Annotated in this window: 11 protein-coding genes and 6 pseudogenes; 6 read left to right on the top strand and 11 right to left on the bottom strand. The window is 46.5% G+C overall.

Annotation, left to right across the window (positions count from 1 at the left end):
• Positions 1-13: 13 nt before the first annotated feature.
• From AABJ99_RS12340 to fimA, 3 genes are all read right to left on the bottom strand, one after another.
• The gene (locus tag AABJ99_RS12340; protein WP_039021848.1) at positions 14-2,665 is read right to left on the bottom strand and encodes a fimbria/pilus outer membrane usher protein; all 2,652 of its coding nucleotides are present in this window, start codon (positions 2,663-2,665) and stop codon (positions 14-16) included.
• Between the two features lie 43 nt (positions 2,666-2,708).
• Positions 2,709-3,419 (bottom strand): fimbria/pilus periplasmic chaperone, encoded by a 711-nt coding sequence (locus tag AABJ99_RS12335; RefSeq protein WP_039021847.1) that lies wholly within the window; start codon positions 3,417-3,419, stop codon positions 2,709-2,711.
• A gap of 361 nt (positions 3,420-3,780) precedes the next feature.
• Positions 3,781-4,344 (bottom strand): type 1 fimbrial major subunit FimA, encoded by a 564-nt coding sequence (gene fimA / locus AABJ99_RS12330; RefSeq protein WP_024218640.1) that lies wholly within the window; start codon positions 4,342-4,344, stop codon positions 3,781-3,783.
• 455 nt (positions 4,345-4,799) lie between these two features.
• Between fimA and AABJ99_RS12325 the strand changes: the two are divergent.
• From AABJ99_RS12325 to AABJ99_RS12315, 3 pseudogenes are all read left to right on the top strand, one after another.
• Positions 4,800-4,970: pseudogene (locus AABJ99_RS12325) on the top strand (alpha/beta hydrolase); the annotation flags it as partial.
• An 89-nt stretch (positions 4,971-5,059) separates the two neighbouring features.
• Positions 5,060-5,206 (top strand): annotated as a pseudogene (locus AABJ99_RS12320) (IS481 family transposase); the annotation flags it as partial.
• 85 nt (positions 5,207-5,291) lie between these two features.
• Positions 5,292-5,429, top strand: a pseudogene (locus AABJ99_RS12315) (helix-turn-helix domain-containing protein); the annotation flags it as partial.
• A gap of 55 nt (positions 5,430-5,484) precedes the next feature.
• Here AABJ99_RS12315 and AABJ99_RS12310 read toward each other — a convergent pair.
• Positions 5,485-7,440: an ankyrin repeat domain-containing protein gene (locus AABJ99_RS12310; protein WP_338387339.1), complete on the bottom strand. Its 1,956-nt coding sequence runs from the start codon at positions 7,438-7,440 to the stop codon at positions 5,485-5,487.
• A gap of 311 nt (positions 7,441-7,751) precedes the next feature.
• Here AABJ99_RS12310 and AABJ99_RS12305 point away from each other — a divergent pair.
• Positions 7,752-7,898 (top strand): annotated as a pseudogene (locus AABJ99_RS12305) (helix-turn-helix domain-containing protein); the annotation flags it as partial.
• Positions 7,899-8,141: 243 nt separating this feature from the next.
• Positions 8,142-9,701 (top strand): hypothetical protein, encoded by a 1,560-nt coding sequence (locus AABJ99_RS12300; protein ID WP_338387338.1) that lies wholly within the window; start codon positions 8,142-8,144, stop codon positions 9,699-9,701.
• 572 nt (positions 9,702-10,273) lie between these two features.
• Here AABJ99_RS12300 and AABJ99_RS12295 read toward each other — a convergent pair.
• A pseudogene (locus tag AABJ99_RS12295) lies at positions 10,274-10,504 on the bottom strand (hypothetical protein); the annotation flags it as partial.
• 116 nt (positions 10,505-10,620) lie between these two features.
• Here AABJ99_RS12295 and AABJ99_RS12290 point away from each other — a divergent pair.
• Entirely contained in the window at positions 10,621-10,815 is a 195-nt protein-coding gene (locus tag AABJ99_RS12290) for an MbcA/ParS/Xre antitoxin family protein (RefSeq protein ID WP_000956368.1), read from the top strand.
• A gap of 115 nt (positions 10,816-10,930) precedes the next feature.
• Here AABJ99_RS12290 and AABJ99_RS12285 read toward each other — a convergent pair.
• The 6 genes and pseudogenes from AABJ99_RS12285 to lsrR form a co-directional block, all read right to left on the bottom strand.
• Positions 10,931-11,394 (bottom strand): annotated as a pseudogene (locus AABJ99_RS12285) (hypothetical protein).
• A gap of 112 nt (positions 11,395-11,506) precedes the next feature.
• Positions 11,507-12,829, bottom strand: coding sequence for a type II toxin-antitoxin system serine/threonine protein kinase toxin HipA (gene hipA, locus AABJ99_RS12280; protein ID WP_001125414.1), 1,323 nt, complete (start codon positions 12,827-12,829; stop codon positions 11,507-11,509).
• On the bottom strand, positions 12,829-13,095 hold the full coding sequence (gene hipB / locus AABJ99_RS12275) for a type II toxin-antitoxin system antitoxin HipB (protein WP_001296726.1): 267 nt from the start codon (positions 13,093-13,095) through the stop codon (positions 12,829-12,831). The genes hipA and hipB overlap by 1 nt, the downstream gene beginning before the upstream one ends.
• 214 nt (positions 13,096-13,309) lie before the next feature.
• Positions 13,310-18,730, bottom strand: coding sequence for an ECSE_1600 family autotransporter (locus tag AABJ99_RS12270; RefSeq protein WP_338387337.1), 5,421 nt, complete (start codon positions 18,728-18,730; stop codon positions 13,310-13,312).
• Positions 18,731-19,259: 529 nt separating this feature from the next.
• Positions 19,260-20,852, bottom strand: a complete 1,593-nt coding sequence (gene lsrK / locus AABJ99_RS12265; RefSeq protein ID WP_338387336.1) for an autoinducer-2 kinase — start codon at positions 20,850-20,852, stop codon at positions 19,260-19,262.
• A gap of 78 nt (positions 20,853-20,930) precedes the next feature.
• The gene (gene lsrR, locus AABJ99_RS12260; RefSeq protein WP_000154346.1) at positions 20,931-21,884 is read right to left on the bottom strand and encodes a transcriptional regulator LsrR; all 954 of its coding nucleotides are present in this window, start codon (positions 21,882-21,884) and stop codon (positions 20,931-20,933) included.
• Between the last annotated feature and the right edge of the window lie 99 nt (positions 21,885-21,983).

Here is a 21,983-nt window from a genome sequence, read left to right as displayed (position 1 = left end):
AATCTAGTGTTCCTTAGCGACAGGCTACTGTTTGCTGACTCAGTAAGTTCCCAGGAGAGACTTCAGGAAGCTTGTAATTAACAATACATTTAGCGTTTGCATTGTTGCCCCATGAAACCTGTAATTTTCCTGATTGTGGAAGTCCTGTCAGATAGACCTGACCATTTTCAGCAACAATGCTGCCATTGTTATTGTCACCGTGAGTCACAATTGCACCGAATGGAACTGGTTTATTGCCGTATTTCAGAGTCATTAATACTTTACCGCCGATTTGTGCATTAAATGTTGCTCTGGCAATAGCACCATGAGTAGGGATGACCGTGACCACGGTTTCATCCAGTTCAACATTATCGGCAAGGGAATTAGCGTTAAGAGCGACACGATTTTCTCTATATTCTGTCGCAAATGGTAATATTGCATAGCCACGCCAGTCTGTATGTATTCCTGTCTGGTTCTCTATTTTAACATTCTCCGCGCCAGGAGCCTTAACCAGAACCATAGTGTCACCCATCGGCTGTCCAAAGGTGACACCATCAGCATGAGCAATAATTCCACCACTCATTCCGTAGTAAAACTGGTTGCTATCTCCATTACGACTGTAACCGACATTAGTATTACCGTAAGCCCCTCGATAATTAAGAGAACTGTAACCACTGGTGCCAGATGAAGCATTACCTCCGCGGGTATTACCGACCTGAACACTATAATTCAAGTTATTATCCGGCAGCAGTGTGCCATAAACCCCAGATAGATTGGTCATACCGCCTTTCAAATCGTTTGACATGCTATAACTAGCGTTTGAATTACGAAATGCCGACTGACTGTCTGTACGCATCCAATGACTGAAGGGAACATTAAGTGTAAAAGCGAGTAAATGATCCCGATCGTTTTGCCATATATTACTGGAATAGCTGTAATTCAGCGAAGTCGTAATGTCGCCAAACGGTACATTTAACCCGAATGATATTTGCTGATCACTGCGTGACGTGTTCCAGTAACTTTGGCGACTGGCACTGAAAAAGGTCGTACCGTAATTTCCAAGCTGCTGGGAAATACTTATTTGTTCCTGACCACGCTTACTATAGTACAGATTAAAATAATCAATAAATTGTATCTGTTCATTGGTGTCTACGGTCGGAGGCTTGACGGTGTAACCACTCATTCGACTGTATGCACTGTCAGATAAGTTATAAAATCCTTGCGTAGAATATCGATATCCTGCGACCTGGATATTCGTTCCCGTCTGATAGAAAGATTTACTGTAAACAGATTTTACCGATTGTCCGCTGTGACGAGTATCATCCGCAAGTGTCGTATTGGCTTGCGTGATATCGACAGAAAAGGCACCTAAAAGGCCAAGATCTTTACCAATACCCACGTTGAAAGCTTGATAATCTTCTGCAATTTGCATCCCGCCATAAGGTGTCCAGTTTCCCTCCAGACCATGCATTACGCTGCCCTGAATGAATTTGGGGGAGCTTTGCAGGTTATTTCCACTACGATATTCTCCCAAGGCAAGTGCATAACGCGTATAACCAGCACGTTGGAGAACCGGGACAGATGAATAAGGGACATATAAAGTCTGAATACTGCCGTCTGCCTCTTTTATCGTAACTTGCAGATCACCGCCATTAGCCGCAGAGTTAATATCATCAATAGTAAAAGGGCCGGGAGGGACCGTAGTCTGATAAACATCGTATCCGTTCTGTTTAACACTGACTTGGGCTGTGCCACGGGCTATACCATGAATCACCGGAGCAAAACCATGTTGGCTATCGGGCAACATCGCTTCCGTTGAGTTTATTTTAAGGCCACGAAAGTTCACACTTTCAAAAATATCGCCATCGGTATAACTATCACCCACCGTTAACCGTGAGCGTAAGGGAATAATGTCACGTTCAGCCGACGTATTGATATGCTGCCATTTATTGCTGTCAGATGAATTGCTACTCCCACTGTTATAACTCCACGTTGAGTTATCACGTAGTCGCCAACTGCCAATGTTGATGCCACTCTGTAAATTCAAATATGCATAGTTGGATTTTCCTGCATTATGGTTACTACGATTATTAATAGCATTACCGTTAAAACTATAGTTCAGTAGGCCTGCGTTTATTCCTTCTTCCCACAGGTCAGGAGAGACATAACCACGGGCCATTCTGCCGACATAAATCTGCGGAACGGAGAGCGACAGATGTTGCTGACCAACATCAAACTCAGTAGATGCGTCGGCCAAACGATCCTGAAGTGGTGTACATGCGTTGTTATCCGGCACATTTTTTTCTGCCAAATGGCCCTTATTGGCTAATAGCGCTGATTTTTTTATGCCAAGACTGACAAGAAGGTCTGTACTCAGACATGGGGTGAGATCTGCGTTATTATCATCTGCAACAAAAGTAACATCCCGAGTGGTCATAAATTCGTCGTTCAAATAAATATCGACCCGATATGTACCAGGTGGTGCCTCGCGTCCCTTAGCAAAGGCAGATAAATCAACAGACTCAGCAAGATCATTGCTTAAAAACCGTGGATTAAAATAATACTCTGCTTCTACGGGAAAAATCGCTGTAGCTAAGCCAAGGGCAAAGGTAAGCCGTGCAAAGCGAGGCAGTAGTAACACATGATGCATACGATATGCCTTAAATGCGGCACGAAAGGCTGTCATTATTAGTTCCGATTGAGTTTATGCTTATTAATTAGGTCAGTTGTTACTGCATGGTTGCCTTAATACGCGGTGTTAATGCACCGTAATCATTGATCGTCTGAAAGCTGATATCCCCGGATGCACCGTGAGGGAAATCCACAGAAATCTCACCTTTTGGAGGCACCATGGTGTTTGGGAGATCGCTATTTCCTGCTTTCATATTCGTTACGGTAATGAAGTAGGGGGTCGGATTAATAAGTGTCAGTTTGCTACCACTGCGGCGGAAACGAAGCATTTCCGGAGCTTGGTCAGGTGCCATTGCCAAATTCGTTGGGCGATAGAACATTTTTATGCGGCTAATAATTGCGAGCTGTAATGTATTTGCATTTTTCTGATCTTTTTCCATAGCAGGAATAGCTTTGACATTTACCCAAAACAGGCTTTCCCGGTCGCTCGGTAACTGATGATTAGTGGCGTTGATAATCCGCAGCGTATTCTCTTTTTTGCCTTGCATCGAAAAAAGCGGTGGGGTAATGACAAACTGGGTATCTTTTTGGTCACCCGCATTTTCTATCCATGACTGAATAAGATAGACACTGGCAGGATCATTATTCGTGACAGGCAATAAAACCTGTTTCTGATTTGCTGGAAAGATTACACGAGTTGCACCTAGAGCTACCGCTGCATTGGCAATGGTACTATGGCAAAGAAAGACCAATGAAAGTAATACTGTCGCCATAAAAGAAACAGAGTAGGGCGTACGAGTCGTCTGCATCTGATGTGTTCTCCATGTGTTGATAGGCTAAGCGGGGGAAACCGTCACATCAGAAAATGGTAAATATTGCTAATGCTATGGCGGATGGCCGGGTTTCCAGACTTAATGCGCTGGTAATAAAACTTGGTTCTCTATTGAAATAAAAAATTGTCTTCAGAGTGATTTTTAAAATCACAGTAATTTTAACTGCCTTGTTTATTAATCGTTTAGATACTCTATGATTTTTTCATATCGTTCCAAAATATAAGTCATTCCTTAGTAATAATGAGATAAACATTGATGAATTTTTTCGGGTGTGAGTAGCCATGCCACACACACCCTGTTTTAATTTCAGATGACGTATAGCCACCTGAATACTCAATTATAGGTATTGGACTTTGAAGGTCGCATCTGCATTTGCAGTACCGGCCACTGACTGCCCGAGGGCAATATAACGAGCCTGGAATGGCAGTATATTCGTGCCATCAATCAAGTCAGTTTTAGCGCTAAAAGTTGCCCCATCCAGTATTAATACCTCCCCCGTACGGTCCAAAATTTGGATACCGACATTCTGGGCAGAGCCTGCCGCTGAACTCTGAAGCGCCAACGTATCGTCATTACTGGTGACAGTAGTCCCAAGGAATGCAACAGCCGCATTACTGGAAACATTGGTATCACAATCATTCAGCTTGATATTGAAGCCTACAGCGCTACTGAGGTCACCCGCTTTAGCCAGGCGAGAAGAACGGACCTGACCCAGCTCAACCGTTTGGTTCATTGATTCTGAGTCAATCGCACAAGCTGCATTTACCACTTCACCTTTAAAATGAATAACACCGCCATTTACGGTGGTCGCAACTGACTCATCACCTTCGGCTGCGTTAACCGCAGCCGAAGACATCGCCAACACAGAAACGACAATCATTCCGACATGTTTGAGTTTCATAATTCTCCAAAGTTTATATTTAAGCAGCTGAATAAAGAAATATAACAATTCAGTCATTCGGTTATTGCTTATAAAAAAGAATCATTCTTGATTAGCCTGTCACCCTGAAAATATAATTTCCTGAGTTATTACATCTGATGAAGAACGATAATATCTTTAAATCACAAGGACGCTCAGTCACAACAAGCTTATAACTGCACTTGTTGTAGAGAGTATTTTCAAAGACTTTTTTATATCGCCAAATAACATGACGATTTCATTATGCATGATGTTTATAAACAACGTCTAAACAGAATATGATTGCGAATATGGAAAATGTCAGGAAAGGTCAAGAGTTATTAATGTTTTATATGGCCAAATAACATTAGGAATGCTTGATGTTTTTTGTTGTCATTATTTCTTGATGGATTATTATTTGGCAATCTATCATCCACGCACCAATCTTATTGTGAAGTATCAGGTTACCCGGTATTTGCGGCTGGGGAGGTATGGTTTTGAACGACGCCGCAATGGATGCCCGCGTGAAAGCGATGGCTACTAACGTGATGTACGACATGAGCCGGGCGCTGGGCCATGGCGTAGGTGAGGGCAAAGACCGTTATTTCACCGCCGACCGTCGTTCTGTTTACAGTCAGCAGGAAAGTCGTTGCCGCAGGCGGCTGTGTGAATCGTCATTTCGTGGCAGAACATCCTGACCAGCTGTGGGTGGCTGATAACTCCGATGGCGCGCTACTTTGAACTTGCTAAGAAAACGCCATACTCTGATGCCGTTCACGCAAACTATCAGCCCAATGAGGAGCATATACAGGAACAGAATAACCAGCTTGAACTTGAGCTGAGAAAATTGAAACGATGTCTATGAATCACACAATTTATTATCGAATACGGTGACCGCCTGAGCGGCCACCTTTAATCGTGGGCAGTTACACAGAATTATTTACAGGGTCCGTCACTACGGCATTTCTCCTGCCACTAGCTACAAGTGGCTTAAACGTTGGACCGATGAAGGTTTATCCGGTCTTCAGGACCAGAAACGTACTCTTCAGCCTTCCCCGAACCGTTCGTCCTACGACCTCATTGCGCTTTTTCTTCCGCTTTCCATGCTATAGCCATGCAGGGGGCCACGGGATGTGCAGGGCCTTACCCTACAACAGTGAGCCCCGGCACTTTTACATCATCCCGCATCTCTACGCCGAGGGGAGTAAGCCCGTCTGGGGTCAGGTAGGGTTTGACAGTGTCCACATTAATGTTTAGGTTCTGACAGTACTCCTCTAAACTCCCGGCCGCCCGCCGTACACTCAGATCACTCCATTGCCGGAGTTGTCCGTAGGTGAGGCTGGTTTCAGACTGCCTTGCTATTTCGTCTGTTTTTGGTTTTCCAGTTTCTGTCAATACAATATGGCTGACAATATTTAATTCCCTCAGCAAATCAACAGGAATATCTGACTTATTATCCATCAGTATGTTATCGAACAGCATTTTGTACATGCTTATCAGTTTGTCCTTATTCCCTCTGTCCATACCTTTGGTCCAACCCGAGATGTCTTCGTCGATTTTTGCAAACAGAAACTTTTGTATATCCGCGCCGGTAATGTCAAACTTATCATTCAGCATGGGGAGCGCGTCCAGTATGGTCTTCAGTATTTCCACATGTCCGTGCGCTATGGCTAAAGATATCCCTGTCCAGCCGTTGCCGTTTTTTGAAGCCAGTATATTATTGAGGACATAGTCTTTGGTAATATTAAACTCCCCCTTCATCGAGCAAAGACGGTCCAGCATGGCCTTCACTATTTCCACATGACCATAAGACATAGCATGCGCCATCCCCGTCATGCCATTCGCATTTTTTACAGCCAGGAAACCCAGAATATCCTCTTTGGTAAATACCTCCTCCGGTAGCGCGCAGAGATTATCCAGCATGAACTTCAGCATATTTACCTTCCCATGTGACATGACCTTAAATAAACCCGAGGGGGTTTGGGAAGTTTTATCGTTGAATGAAGACAGTATATTAAAGACATCCTCTTTGCTGAGTTGTAATTTCTCGGCATGGTCGGGGAGTAACAGTTGCATAGCGGTTACTATGTTTTCTTTCCCATTAAGCATGGCTTTGCTCAAAGCGCGATCATCACCCCTACGTGGATTGATTAAATCCCGCATCTCATCGTTGGTAATTCCAAACCTCTCGACCACGTCGGGAAGCATTTCCAACATCGTTATCAGTATTTTATCATGTCCTTCCGTCATGGCAATTTCCAACCCTTCAATCGAATTAGATCTCGGATCAGAGTTTTTTGCTTTCAGTAACCTCAGTACATCATTTTTGTTAATGTTATAATTATCGGGCAGTTTGGCGAGCAAGCCCAGTATTGTATACAGCATGCCATAGCGTCCGTTCTTCATGGCCATATACAAACCCGGGGTACCCCCTTCGCTTGACACCTCCAGTAATTTTAGCATCTTACTGGAGGTGAGTTCGCCTTTACTGGTAAGTTCGGACAGGTGAAGGCTTTCAATCAAATCTGTATCCCCGTCCCGCATAGCCCTGAACAAAATGCTCTCACCCCTGTTGTCGCAAGCCATCAGCTCTTCTAAAATGTCATACCTGTAAAGCTTATTCGCAACCAGATCATAGGACGTTTGGTAATTTCTCGGACAATATTTTTCTATGAGGTTTTGTTTAACGTTTGTAAACTCTTTTTCTGTACAACATATTGATTCGTTCCCCCCGGCACAACTGATGGACAACAGTTTCGCTTCCGGGGCAAAGTTTATTTCTACATAAACCTCGCCACTCTCATCCCGGATGACATATCTGTACTTCTCTTCCTGAATGGCGCTTTTAAAAATCAATTTAAGATATTCCATGCCTTCCCGCATATTCTCATTGTTCGGAATTTTTTCGCTTCCTAACAAATGAGCAATAGCATATAATAACTTTTTGACCCAACTGGAAAATCCTCCGGTACTTGTATCAAGTATGGCTTTGACACCCGCCAGTGGCATCTTGTTTCCATCATAGTACAGGTCTTTTGTAGTATTTGTAGTAGAAGATCTGAGTATTATAGTGTGGACATCACCATTAACGGACATCATAATAATCACCTTTTAATTTATCGAACCCATTACTGACATTAACAGAAATCTGAATATTATCCCGGATAATGCCGGGATAAAGATTCACCTGATACTATTTTAAAACCGGAGAAAAACTATCAAATATCGCTCATTTTAAATGATTTCTTTTATGCTTTTGTCATTCAGAAGTTACCCCACCTGGGGCACCTGCCTCACGATATTCGAATTCGAGTTGCAACTGACTTGAACGAGAAATTTACGGGGTCACATGATGATACGATTCATTCCATTCTTCGTTCTAAGCATTCGAGGCAAATGAAGATGAATCAGTGTCTGAAAAAAATCCGATACCAGAGCGACTTAAGGAAGCGAGATGCAGGGCGGGATTATCACAGCGCTCTCTGGGTCTCCTTGTTGGCTTTGACCCTGCATCGGTTAGCAGTCGTATGAATCATTATGAGACAGGACGCCATGTTAAGCCGCCATTGACGATGCATCTTGGTTCATGAAGTAAGTTAACAGTCAATATGATTTAACTTATGTTGAGTATAAATGTGCCGTTGCTAGCGATTGTAGCTGGTGAACTGCAAAACCACCGGAAACGCACCAGATAAATTTTAACCACATGAATACCTGGCAAAATGCGCGAATTTTGATAGCCGGTTCACGGGAATATGGACAGAATCCGGCTTTTCATCAACACATTTTTGTGAGGTATCATGCTCCAGCCTACTTCTTTATCCGGTGCATCCGGTGTATATGTTAAACCCAATGAAAATGAATATTGGGCACCCGATGAATCCAGCCAGACAGCAAACCGTCTTCATATCGGCTATGTATTAACCGATTTATTAAACAATTCATTAAACGATATCGCAGCCAGCAAGACCAGCAAGACCAGCAAGATAGAAAACTGGGATGATTTATCCTCATCAGATTATACAACCATATTACACAACGCATCCGAAGAAACTTTCATCCACATGGTTTGTCGTTCCCTCCTTCACGATCAATGTTTGACCAAAAGTGATCAGCTGACAAATATGTTCCTGAGCTTCGAGTCCACAGACAATCCCAATATTTACACCATCCCGGCCAAAAAGGAAGACCCGCCGATAGGGCTCTTACTGAACCTGTCCGTCGTCGATGAGCCCATCATGACAATGTACATACCAGGTATGCCAAAAGTAGCGTTGTCTGTAACTCTGACTGGCGATAAACCACACTGTAAACTGCTCCGGAAGTATATCGATAAAGTCCCGGACTGGGTGGCCCAGATAACGGCATGGCGTGCCTGGGCCAAGGTGAATGCTCCCGGGGAATACAGGGCAGAAGCTCTTAGTAGGGTGAAGGCATATATATACAATAGAGCATGCAATAGTGCTTCGGCACTGGAACTAGAACTGGCAAATCTGATGCTGACCAGCCTGCCGGAGCTGCCCGCCGGGCTGGAGAAGCTTGATGTGAGTGGAAACCAGCTGTGCAGCCTGCCGGTCCTGCCCACCGGGCTGGAGGAGCTTTATGTGAGAAGAAACTTGCTGGACAGCCTGCCGGTCCTGCCCGCCGGGCTGAAGAAGCTTGATGTGAGTAGAAACCGGCTGTGCAGCCTGCCTGTCCTGCCCGCCGGGCTGAAGCACCTTAATGTGGGTGGAAACAATCTCTTCATGTCCACCGGGCTGGAGCTGCCCACCGGGCTGGAGGAGCTTGATGTGAGAAGAAACGGGCTGGACAGCCTGCCGGTCCTGCCCGCCGGGCTGAAGCATCTTTATTTGTGTAAAAACCATCTTTGCAGCCTGCCGGTGCTGCCCGCCAGTCTGGAGAAGCTTGATGTGAGTAGAAACCGGCTGTGCAGCCTGCCGGTGCTGCCCACCGGGTTGGTGATGCTTGATGTGAGTAATAATCAGCTGTCCGGCCTGCCGGCGCTGCCCGCCGGGCTGGTGACGCTTGATGTGCGTTTTAACCTCATGAGCAGCCTGCCGGAGCTGCCCGGCTATATGAGGACGCTTAATGTGAGTAATAACCAGCTGATCCATCTGCCGGTGCTGCCCGTCAGGCTGAAGGTGCTTGATGTGAGTAATAACCAGCTGACCAGCCTGCCGGACCGCCTGCCCAGCGGACTGGAGATGCTTAATGTGTGTTGGAACAATCTGACCAGCAAGCCCAGCCTGCCGCCCAGCCGGCCGAACGCTTGGTACTTTGGCTGTACGATTAATTATGAACCCCAGAGGCCTCGCTCCAGGGAAAACCCGTCTGCTGAGGTATCGGGCTATACGCCCTGAAGCAGTACAGAGAACAACCAGAACCGTTTGATTTTCCGGGGGGCACCGACTACATCGGTGAATTGCGCAATGGTAAAGCGGCAGTCATGAGGAAAACCATGCGAAGTCGACGCATTGCGCAACTGAAGGCTATAAAACAGGCGCACCGTAAAAACAGTTTGACCAGTACACCCGGATTAACCGGTGCGCAACAATTTCACCTCATATTCTGGTGGAGACAGATGTAGTGCGTATGGTGTTATATCAATAATTGAAGGAAATCCACCCGCTGTCAGATATGTCAGTAAAACAGGGTATATATCATTGATTGAGCAATTCAGGAGCGTTACTTTTATCCGTATCAGTGCACTGTCTACACGTTTGTGGCTATTCGTTGTTTAATTTGTTGCGTTGAAGTGTTAAAGGTTGCATCTGGGACTGACTGAGATTATATTTTTCAGGTCTAGCATACAGTGGTACGCGCTGCTAACACTCCTATTAGTGAGGCTTATCAGTGCATGAAGGGAGAGGGCGGGGTCGGCTTTGCCCTCTCTTTTTCATGACTGTATTAATCTTCAAATCCTTTTTAAAATTCATTGCCTTATTGTAATATTTTTATTACCAATCCTAATCAGTGTTTTTATTTTTTCATTTATCTTAATATGTCTTTTATCTTGCTCAAGAGAAAGTTTCCGGAATTCATTTTCTCTGCTCGGCACGGGAATTATCAATTCTTCATAAATTTCTTTTGCTCCTGACACTTTTTCCAATTCACTGCTGTATTTTTCAATAAGAGTTCTTATTTGAATGTTTGCACCACTGTGTTACTTTTTTTGTGATGATCAGACAACAGCAGAACTTGCATTGCTCATATCCCGGATGACAGAGGAAGAGCGAAGTAGTCTTATCGAAGCACTCAAAACGTCTTCAGGTGTAAAACATGCTGACAAAAAATGATGTTCTTCAAAAGGCTATTGATCTTTTTGAAGGTAACGAAAGTGCAGCATTAAACTGGTGCAATGAACCAAACAGAGCATTACAGTGGAAAACGCCCTCTGAGATAATGGACTCAGAAGAGGGGGTGTTGAAAGTTGCCATGCTCATTTTTCGAATAGAGCAAGGGGTTTATTCATGATTTACGACTCATCTAATTTCTCCAACTAACGGTTGGAGAAATTTGGGAAGGTAAGCAATATACAGAATGACGGAAAGAAATCGTCCATGCCCTTTGCCGAAAATTATAACCAGCATTATGACGACTTGTGTAACTCCCGAATTACATGTTTGGCAACAGACTTTCCACCGGAATAACCGTATTGATTTTTACCGCTTTGACAATTTCTATCAACGATAGGGTATTCTGCGCCAGTTGGTCTTGCAGTTCACTGACTTCCGCCTGCAACTGCTGGTTTCTGGCCAGCAAGGCCTGACGGGTTTTGCGGTTGACGTATTGCTGTTTTTCTTTTGGGCGTAGATTCAACGGGCCAAGTTGCTGATCAACATAGGCAGCAATTAGGCGTTTTCGCTCAAGGCTGCTCAGCGTACTTAAACCACCGTTAACGATACCTTTTGCCTTGAGCCGAATATGCAGGGCCTTGGCGGAAATAGGGGACTTGTCAAAGCCTTCAGCCAGTATCAGTTGTAATTCGTGCTCGATCAGTGTGTCCAGTTCCTTTCGTGAGAGGCAATGGAGAGATATGAAGTTGTTTACCATCATAGGCTATTTAACATAATATACATTATGCGCACCAACATAAACCAAGGCAGAATCCAGTCGTTGGCGGTCATGATTGTCCTGCTCATTAACAACGTCCAAACCCCATATCTTACTTAATACCGTATTCTCGGCTTAACCGACGGTGCAACCTCAACACATTGGTTTCAACTGCCGTCACCACGTTCTCCGGAAAATCTGTCGGTAATGAAGTCTTCACGTTATCCAGTGCTGCCGGAATCATTCTGGCAAAGTCACTCAGGATTTCATGCATCTGCACTTCCGGAAATTTCAGCACCTTTGCTGTCGCCAGAAAATGTCGCGGATAAATTTTATCGATTGCCGTTTTTTTGCCTTTGGATGCGTTAAGCCCCATTGCCAGTTTGAGATCGCTGATGTGTATTCCTGCGCCACCCAATACCGGAAATGCTGAAATGATGTCGTAAAATGGCGTGAGTCGATAACTGCCGCCAGCCTGAATAAATACGGAGAAGTTTTTTGCATGGCCATCCGTTGCGCCAATCAACCACTGGAACACCTGAAACTTCATAAAATCATAGCGATCTTTCAGCGCCTCGCTGGACCCCATCAAAAAAGCCATGATCCGCGCGATGCCTGGGCCTCCATCTGATTCATATTTCACCGATGAAGGTAAACCGAATGTCTGACACATATCCTCCTGTGGCAAGCGAAGTAAAACCGTTCGCTCAGCATTCCAACGCCTGTCAAAACGTTCGACCGCTAACGCGCGCACATTTCCCGCTTTAATGATTTCTGCGTCCGGCACATTCAACCCAAGTTCTTTCGCCAGCAGCAGACAGTAATACTCATTATCAACGCTTTGGCTGAGATCGAGCGTCGCATTGGGCTGCCTGATTTCGCCAATCGGTAATTTAATGATGTGCGTCGTCGGCGTTATTCCTTTCGGAATGCACCAGTCATTGCCTATTCTGAGCAGCGCTGTCTTCTCCTGCGCGCCAGCAACCGAGATGCGAAAGTCATTTTCTTCTCTAATCATGCCTAGAGGGATATCTGCTTTATAAGCCGTTAATACTTCTTCAAGCCTGGCTTCAGTGAGCTGTTCCCATGCCATTATCGGGCGCGTTATGGTTTCATTTTCGGGTAATAACGTTACGGCACCAACGCTATCTCGCCCTATTTCTGACAATAAATCAAACGGTTGCTTGGATTTAGCATGATAACGTTTAACGATCCGGTCACGTACAATCGGGCTATCGGGTAACAGGTTATCGAAGAAGTTAAATACGGCATCAGAGGTGATATTCCCCCTCTGCAATGGCAGCGAAAGTGATAACGGTCTGGCATAACGGTTGGCTAACCACTCCGGTGCATACTTAAAGGTGTGCGCGCCATTGGCTAACTTCGTTAACTCGCCTACCCGCTGGTTGTTCATCCAAGTGACAAGTTTAGGCATTACCACTCCAGATCTTGCTGTTCTGTTGATTCTGGCGAGGCATTTTTCGTGTCGCATAGCGTCATTGAGAGTTCAAGCGACTGTAAAATCTTAAAAAATGTCGTGAGCGTGGTATTGTCAGGATTGTTTTCGAAATTGGAAATTGTCGCCTGCTTAATACCGATTTTTTTTGCCAGCTCGCTCTGCGTCCAGCCATTTTGCTGACGAACCAGTTTCATTGCATTCGCTAATTGCGTTGGGCTATAGATCTTCTGAAAGCTCATCATGTCATACGTCCACAGCATATTTATCCGCTCAAGGGGATATTATCAGTTTTATCCTTTAGTGGGGATAAAGTCAATCAGGAAACACATCTTATCCGCTCTACGGGATAAACACTGTGTTATCCGCGATCGCGGATAAAAAGGAGGATTTAAAAGTCGTTTGAAGTCGGCAATATTAAGCAGCCGCATGCCATCTTCGACATGCGGCTTATACGGTTTACCAGCTATATTTCACACCCAGCATGCCCTGAGTATCGCTATAGCCTTTATCACCTAGTTGCACACCAACATTCCCCCACAGGCTAAGGTTGTTATTTACTTTCGCCTCAACCCCGGTACGTACTTCACCGAGATTACGCGCACCATCACGGCTTACGGTTTGACCATTCATCTTCACGGCGTAGACTTTGCTGTTGTTGATCCAGTTCGCTTCAATGTAAGGCTGGAACTCACGCTGTTTACCATTGTCGCGCTGGTGATGACTGTTCAAGTAGGTTTTCACCCCAAGTCGAGTTTGCACGTTTCCGTCACCTTCCGTTTCAATGCGTGTTCCGTCTTTCCGGGTATGGTCAGAATCTTTCACACCCATCCAGGTGATTTGCACCTGTGGCTGGACGTACCAGGTATTCAGCGTCCCTTCGCTGCCGCTAAATGTTCCCGCTTCAAAGGTATATCCACCCTCAACAGAGGCCGTCACACCGCGAGAATCATAGTCGTCAGCAGAACGGTTATCGGAACTGACGCTGTTATCAAACCAGTTATACAGCGCCCAGCTGTCAACATAAGCGCCGGTCTTATTCGCATCGTTCTGATACCAGGTCGCGTACATCCCAGCGCTGTAACCGCTGATGCGCCCATCCGATTTATAACCCACACGATTACTCTGAGTATTACTGTGCTGATTGGCATAGCCTGCCATGATGCCGAGATGCCAGCGATCCTGCGCGTTGCTACTCCACTGCGCCAAATCGCCGCCTAGCTGCAATACATAGCGGTTAGCCTGTGTATTTAGCTGACCGTCACCGGCCCTTGAACGTTCGTGCCCTCCGACATGACGCATCCACATACTGCTTGCCGAACCCTGAGAATGCAGTGAATCTGTATACTGCGGCTCACCCAGACGGTCGTGTAAACGATGGCTAAACAGCGAGTTGGCTGCGGCAATGTTGCTGATATAGCTTCCGGCCTCCGGGCGATAAACTGATGGGCCTTCCGGATCCACAGCAGGAGGATTATTGATGGGATCGGGTGTATCCGGTGGCGTTACGCCTTCCCATTTACTGGTTAGATACCAGTTTTTCTCGTCATTCCCCTTCCCTTTAGCCAGTGTGTAGACGTAAGCCCCAGCTTCGACAGTTCCGGTGGTCAGCGCGAAGTTGCCTGCAGAATTACCGCCAACCTCAATGAGTTCAATACCGTTGACCGTTTGTGCACCGACGCCGCCAATGTTATCAACCCGAACGCGAGTGTTCCCTTGGGTATCGCCTTTCACGTTCATTTTATCCGTGGGTGAATTATCGCCGCCCAGCGTCGCGTTGAACGTCATCAGGCCATTGTTTCCGGTATAGTTGCCGTTAACGGTCAGTACATTCCCCGGTTTCCCCCCTTCGCTATTCATTTGAACCGTGCCACCATTCTCCAGATTGCCGCCGATAGTGGTTTTGGCGACACGCAGTGTCCCCCCAGGCATAACGTTCACATCACCTGCAGTGGTGACATTTCCCGACATCACACCGCTGTTATGGATATTAATGTGCTGACTTGCCATATTAATGGCAGAGTCGGAACCGAAAGCAATTTCACCACCCACGATATCCGTCGTACCCTGATACGCCGCGGAATCGTTGTTAAGAGTCAGGATCCCGGTCCCCAGTTTTGTCACATCGCCGCTACCGGTGATACTGTGCGTCATCGCCCAGCTACGCTCAGTGGCGATGGTGAGCAGGCCATTATTGATAACGGAAGCATCACCCAGGTTTTTCTGCTCGTTGACGCTGAGCGCGCTGCCTGCATCGATGTTGAATTGCCCCACAAAGCGGCTATTATCGCCATCCAGCTCTACGTCTGTGCTGGCGGTTGCGCTCACGATACCTTTACCGCTTATGCTATTGCGCAGTTCGCCGGTCACGTTTTTTAGCGTTAACAGACCGTCATTGGCAATATTTCCTCTGCCTAACCCCTGCGTATTGTCGAGGCTGACTTCCGCATTTGGGCTAATGCTGGTTAACGCATTGTAGCGTGCATTAAGCCCCTCGATAGCCAGTGTTCCCCCTGAAACATTCAGGTTTCCGCCACCTGTCAGTTCGCCCTGACTGATCCCACCTTTATTCACCGTCAGCGAACCTTCTTTGAACAAAATAGTCGAACCCATCAGCCCGGTGAATGTCTCTACCGTCTGCTCCGATCCATTAAGATCGACGATGGCCGCGTTGCTGATGTTCAGTTCCCGAGTATTGCCCAGCGCGCCATCCGCATCGGTACGTAATGTCCCCATCTGAACATAGGTTGCCCCCTGATAGTCGTTCTGACCGTTGGAAAGCGAAACCTGTCGCACCGTATTGATTGCCAGATCCCCTTCACCACCGATTTTTGCCGACATATCGGCCGTTGCGCCATAGGCTCCGCCATGTTCGGCTAACGTCAGCTTTTGCCCACCATGGATGTTCAGCGCTTTCAGCCCATAGTTAACATACAAACCATCACCAGGTGCGGTCGTGAGTCGGAATCCATAATCACCCTCGGCGACCACTGTTCCGTTTTGTGCAATGTGTAACGTTTTGTCCGCTTCCACCTCGTCGCCCTGTAAATCACGTAACGTTAATGAGCCACCCGACCCAATAACCGTTTGCGCCTTCACCAGTTGAACGCCGACATGGCTATCATCGTGTTCCAGCAAATTGAGCGTAGTCAGAGGGTTATTCGCCATGGGATCATTCCACGGTTTAGGCACGTCGATAAGCACGTCGCCCGTCCCGTTTACCTGATAGTTACGGCCTTTCCAGGTGTAGTCACCCGCGCCGACAACCAGTGTATCGACGCTGATATATCCCTCCGCAAGCGTCGCAGCAGGTATATCCGTATCGAAAGTGAGCGTACCGCCATTCATGGCTAGTCCACCAATGGATTGCTCTCCCACTTCTACCGATGTGGTATTTTCACTGTCAGACTGAAGCATCGCGTGAGTAAGCGCAGCGGTGTTGTCGCGTTCCAGTGTGAAGGTACTGTCTTTCAGTTGGGCAACACCGGCGAATTCAGTTCCTGTTGCATGGGTAAAGCCAAACATTTTGTTGGAGGATGACAGCTGCACTCGCATCAAGCCATCGCCTTTGAGCGCATTGGTCAGCGTGTAATCTCCTGCGCTGTTCGTTGATGCGAGAATGTCGAGCGTACCGGGGCTTGCAATGGTTACTTCACTCGAACCCATGCCTGTTACCCCATCTGCCGTATGTGACGCAATAGTCAGGAGGCCGTCATTGACCAGCGTTTTACCGCTATAAGTATTCCCTGCATTGAACACCGTATGGCCTACATCATGCATCACTTTTCCGTCTTTATCGTCACCCGTAATCAGCATATCGACCTGGTAGCCGGCATCACTGTTATTGGTATGATTAAAGACAAAAACGCCTTCGCCAAGACCAAACTCCACTTTCGTCGCATTGGTGATAAACCCGGCATCTGCCGCCACCTCACCGTGAGCAGCACCAATGTTTAGCGTTCCTACAGCAGGCTCAAAAACACCTAAGTAAACTTCTCCACCTTCGACATTCAGCGTGCCGTTATTCGTCAGGGTTAACGTACCTGTGCCAGTCGTCCCTACGTTCATATTGAATGTTTCAAGAAGAGAGTTCTGCCCATCCACCCGCACGTCGCCCTTACTTTTGTCATTGAGAGCTATCTGTGTATCACGCGCTTTAACTATACCTCCGGTGGTAATATTCAGTTCACCCGTGCCTAATACACCGACCTGTAGCAATTGGGCGTTAGTAGATGACGTTTTTAAATTCCAGAGACTATCCGTTGAAATATTAACTATCCCCTTACCGGAGGCATTTCCTCCGATAAATCCATAGCCCGTTGAATTAAGGGTGGCACCATTACTGACATTTACGATGCCGCTACCAAAATTACCGACATTGATACCTACAGTATCGAACGATGATGTCGCATCCATCAGGTTCAGTGTGCCGATACCGCTTGCTTTATCGCCCAAAAAAGTAATATTTTGCGATACGAACTTACCGCCATCGCTGATATTGAGGTTTCCGACGCCCGCAACACCAATAGTGGTATAGACATTCTTATTGACCTCCCACATCCCCCCCGTGGTGATGCTAACCTTCCCGACGCCGGTTTCTCCATAACCGAGTGAGCTTCCTCCGTTGCTGACAACAAGCCCCTCATTACTGATATTCATTTCGCCGTGGCCGTCATAACCAAGATTAGTTCCGAGATTAGTGATAACGGAGTTCTTATCCTTAACAGTAATGTTGCCTGTGCCTGTTTCTTTCATCCCCGCAGTGATAATTCCCGAATCTACTTTGCCTTCACTCGAGACATTAAGTTCACCGTCGCCAGCATCACCGATATAGATATAGCGGAAAGCTTCGCCCGTTCCGAGGAAATTCCAATGCCCTTTATCGGTCACGTTGACGACACCGTGGGACCCGTCCTGAACGCCCACCAATGAATATTCTTTATTATTAATCAGTCCATTATTGGAAATATTGACTGTGCCATTACCGAAATATCCATTATAGAGTCTGCGTACCGTGATGACAGAGTCTTGATCCTGCACATTCAGGGTTCCGATACCGGTGAGGTTGCCACCGATAATCGTATTTTCAGCCGTAATTAGCCCCCCATCGCGAATAGTTGCTTCGCCCGTCCCTTGATTACCAATTTGAAATTCAATTGAGGAATCATTATTTTTTATTAGCCACTCGCCACCCTTTTCAACGACAAGCTTACCATTACTGTTCGCCTGATATCCTACAATGGCGACTATTGAACTCGTGACGTAACCCTTATCCGTAATATTTAATGAGCCTGTACCGTAACTCCCTATTTCGAATAATTCGGTCGTCAGAACCGAGTCCTCTCCTTCAATATTGACCGTCCCGACGCCTCCTGTCGAAGAACCTATCCTTAAATATCCTCCGTCAACGTGACCCTTCTGTTTAATATTCAGCGTCCCCGTTCCGGATTGACCCACATTTAAAGGCCTTGCATTATTTCCGCTATCATACAATCGCCAGGTGCCACCCAAAACGTTAACGGTGCCCTCTGAGTCCTCATTACCACCAATGACGCTGGTAGTAATAGTGGTTAAGGAGGCATTACCGCCAGCCAAAATATTAAGCACTCCAGTGCCATACCACCCAACCAGGTAGGCATCGTAAGCAACATCAGTATTAATATTGGTAATCTGACCATTATCAACTTCCAGACTCGCACCAGACGCTGAACCGCTTAGTGCCAGCAAAACACCCAGCGTCAATCTACTGAATTTCGTTGTCAATCCAGAGGATTTACGCAAATTAACCGTTGATGTTTTACCTACCCTGCGAGTTAATTCCGAGCAGGCCTGAAATACCTGTAGGGTGCAATTCCATATCACGCGATAGATTCTATTCATATAAACGCTCCATATACAAACAATACAGCCACGAAAGAGATGAGTCATCAGACGTTAAAAATGAAACTTATTAAGTTGTCAGAGGTCTGTATTGAGTGTTGGTTGGAGGTGGGAAGGTGTCAATTTGGCTAATTTGCTAATACTTTCTAATCGATAGATTAAAAATCGCATAGTTCTTATTTTATTTAAAAATGAACCATGAGTTATTGTTGCTTAATAAGAAAACTGTTTCTTTCAATAAGAAGATTATCATCATCATATTTAACAAAGAATAGCACTAATTGCTAAAAACAGAAGTTTATTAAAACCCTTTTTCATCCATTAATGCCTTTAGGAATATTCGCTATAAAATAAGGGTTATGCTTAATGCTTTAAGAAAAATAGCAATTTTCCCTTGAATTTAGTACTGGTGATGGAACGATGAATCTGCAAGCTGGCATTTAACAAGCCAGCTCTAAAGAAGGGAAATAAGAATACCAATACTCAAAAACTAACAGCCACAGTCATCATGATGTGGCTGTCAATGAAACTATAACCCAGGCGCTTTCCATAACGACGTCGTCAGTCCATGATCAACCAGCCCCAGCTGATCCTGATAAACTGCCTGCCACTTATCGCGTGAATCCTGATAAAGTTCATGCTTTTCCGGGTCTGGTGTGTGCGTCCGTTCCCAGCGAACCAGGCGTTCTCCGGTTTCTGCCATTGATGAAAAAATTCCGGCACCGACGCCAGCTGCAATGGCACATCCTAATGCGGTGGCTTCTTTGACCACTGGAATATTGACGGGTAATCCCGAGACATCAGCGAGAATTTGACTCCATAATTTCCCTTTTGAACCTCCGCCGGCAAAGACTAACGATGAAGGATGAATATTCGAGAAATCAGCGATTTGCTGCAAGTTACACGCTGATACAATCGCCGCATTTTCTTCCAGCGCACGGAACAATGTCGCTTTGTTACATTTATCCGGATCAATAGACAAATTAATAAAGGAAGGCGCAGCGTGATACCAGGTTTTAAAGCGCATTCTGTCGGAGAATATCGGCATTACGCCCCACGACCCAGGCGGCACACGACTTGCCATCTCTTCAAGCAACGTATAGGTGTCGATGCCTAAACGTTCGGCAATCAGTTTTTCTTCGGCACAGAAAGCATCGCGGAACCAGCGCATGGTGAGTCCGGTAAAAAAGCTTATAGATTCAGCTTGTACCATGCCAGGAATAACATGAGGATTAACGCGCACGTTCATTTCTGGGTCTGTCACCGGCGCAGCTAAGTTTACAACTTGCTGCCAGAATGTACCGCCAAGAACAGCGGTTTGTGCCGGACGGACAACGCCTAACCCCAGGCAACCAAGTTGCACGTCGCCTCCTCCAACGACCACCGGAGTGCCCGCCTTCAGACCGCAGAGTTCCGCCGCTTGTGAACTTACCACGCCCAGCAATGTGCCGGTTTCTTTGACAGGAGAAAGAATATCGGCCCGCAGTCCGGCCATATCCAGCAATGCAGGTTTCCAGTTACGGGTGGAGAGGTCGAGAAGCCCGGTAGTCCCCGCATTCGATGGATCGACTGCCAGTTCACCGCTGAGCATATAGGCCAGCCAGTCGCTGATCATGGTGATGGTTGATGCCTGACGGTAAATATCGGAACGATGGTGCGCCAGCCAAAGTAATCTGGGGATGGCACTTAAAGCCAGCGTTTGTCCGGTCGCGCGATACACTTCGTTTTCAAAGGTATTGTTATGCAGTTCTTTTAGTTCACTGACCTCCCGCGCCGCTCTGGCATCCACATTGGCGCAGGCCCAGATCGGTGTTCCTTCATTGTTATATAAAACAATACCTTCACGCATCGAACATGCCGAAACGGCAGCAATGTATTCCGGCGCGATACCAGAATTATGCAGCGCCTGGCGCATACACTCACACGCCAGTTGCCAGTTTTTGTTGAGATCAAATTCCATAGAACCAGGAACGTCCGGTACTGCCAGATGCCGCCACTCCGCTTGTCCTACCGCGATTTGATTGCCTTCCAGGTCGAATATCACAGCCCGAATACTTCCGGTGCCTGCATCCAGCACCATCAGGTAGTACTTTGATTCTGAAGGGGTAAAGAGTCGAGCCATTAGATTATCCTCGGCTTATGCGTTCTGTCTGTTCCTCTATACGTTCTCCATCATTCCCGGTAATAAGGTCATGCAAATTTAACTACGTAAAATCGCCGCTGCTGTGTCCTGATCGGTAACCAGTGCGTTGATATAGCCGCCTTTAATTGCAGCGGCAATGGCTTCGGCTTTATTTTCTCCCCCTGCCACGCCAACCCGGACGGGAATGGTCTTCAGCGCGCTTAAAGGTAAGCCAATCAGTTCGTTATGTATTTTAATATCCGTGACAACGTCACCTTTTGCATCAAAAAAGTAGCCTAAAATGTCGCCAACCGCCCCTTTTCGGCCAATCATTAACTGTTCGCCCTGACTGATATAACCGGAGCGAATGATCGTCGCGTCGTCTTGTTGACTCACGGCCCCAATGCCGACAATCGCCACATCCGCAGCTTGTGCGGCTAACAGAACATCTTTGACGCAATTTTCATTTTTTAGCGTATGGGCAATGTCAGCGGAGGATGCCCGCAGCGGAGCCGGAATAATATTCACACTGCACGCCGCATTAAGCTGCCCGATACCCGTCATATAAGAACCGACGCCACCGGAGAGCGTGACCAGGCGAATTTGCTGCGACGAAATAAAACCACTTAAGCGTTGCAGCGTATTCATGGTTGCCTCGCCAAAACCAATCGCCAGCATCTGTTGTGGTTGAAGTAAACTCATCAACATATGCGCCGCGCCTATCCCTAGTCGCCCGCCGACATCAGCATCCGCAAGCCCAGGGATCACCCGGACATGTTGCAGCGAAAACTGACAACGTAATTGAGTTTCATATTCCAGACAGCCTTCAAAGCGAGAATTAATCTGCACGCGAATAATGCCGGACTGATGCCCTTTTTCCAGTAATCGCGACACTTTCAAGCGAGTCAGCCCGAGACGCTCGCTGATCTCGCTCTGGGTCAGCCCGTCGTGATAGTAAAACCACGCGATCCGCGCGACCTGTTCTTCTTCACACATTCCCTGTTCTGAAATTGCCGAATCGTTGATTGTCATAATTCATTCTTCACTTTGAACATATTTAAATCTTTAATGCAATTGTTCAGTTCTTGCGCATTTATATCTGTGATAGCAACCACAGTTTGACTCTACGAG

The sequence above is a fragment of the Escherichia coli genome (assembly GCF_036503815.1).
Lineage (GTDB): Bacteria > Pseudomonadota > Gammaproteobacteria > Enterobacterales > Enterobacteriaceae > Escherichia > Escherichia coli_F.
This window is presented reverse-complemented; position numbering and strand designations above follow the sequence as displayed.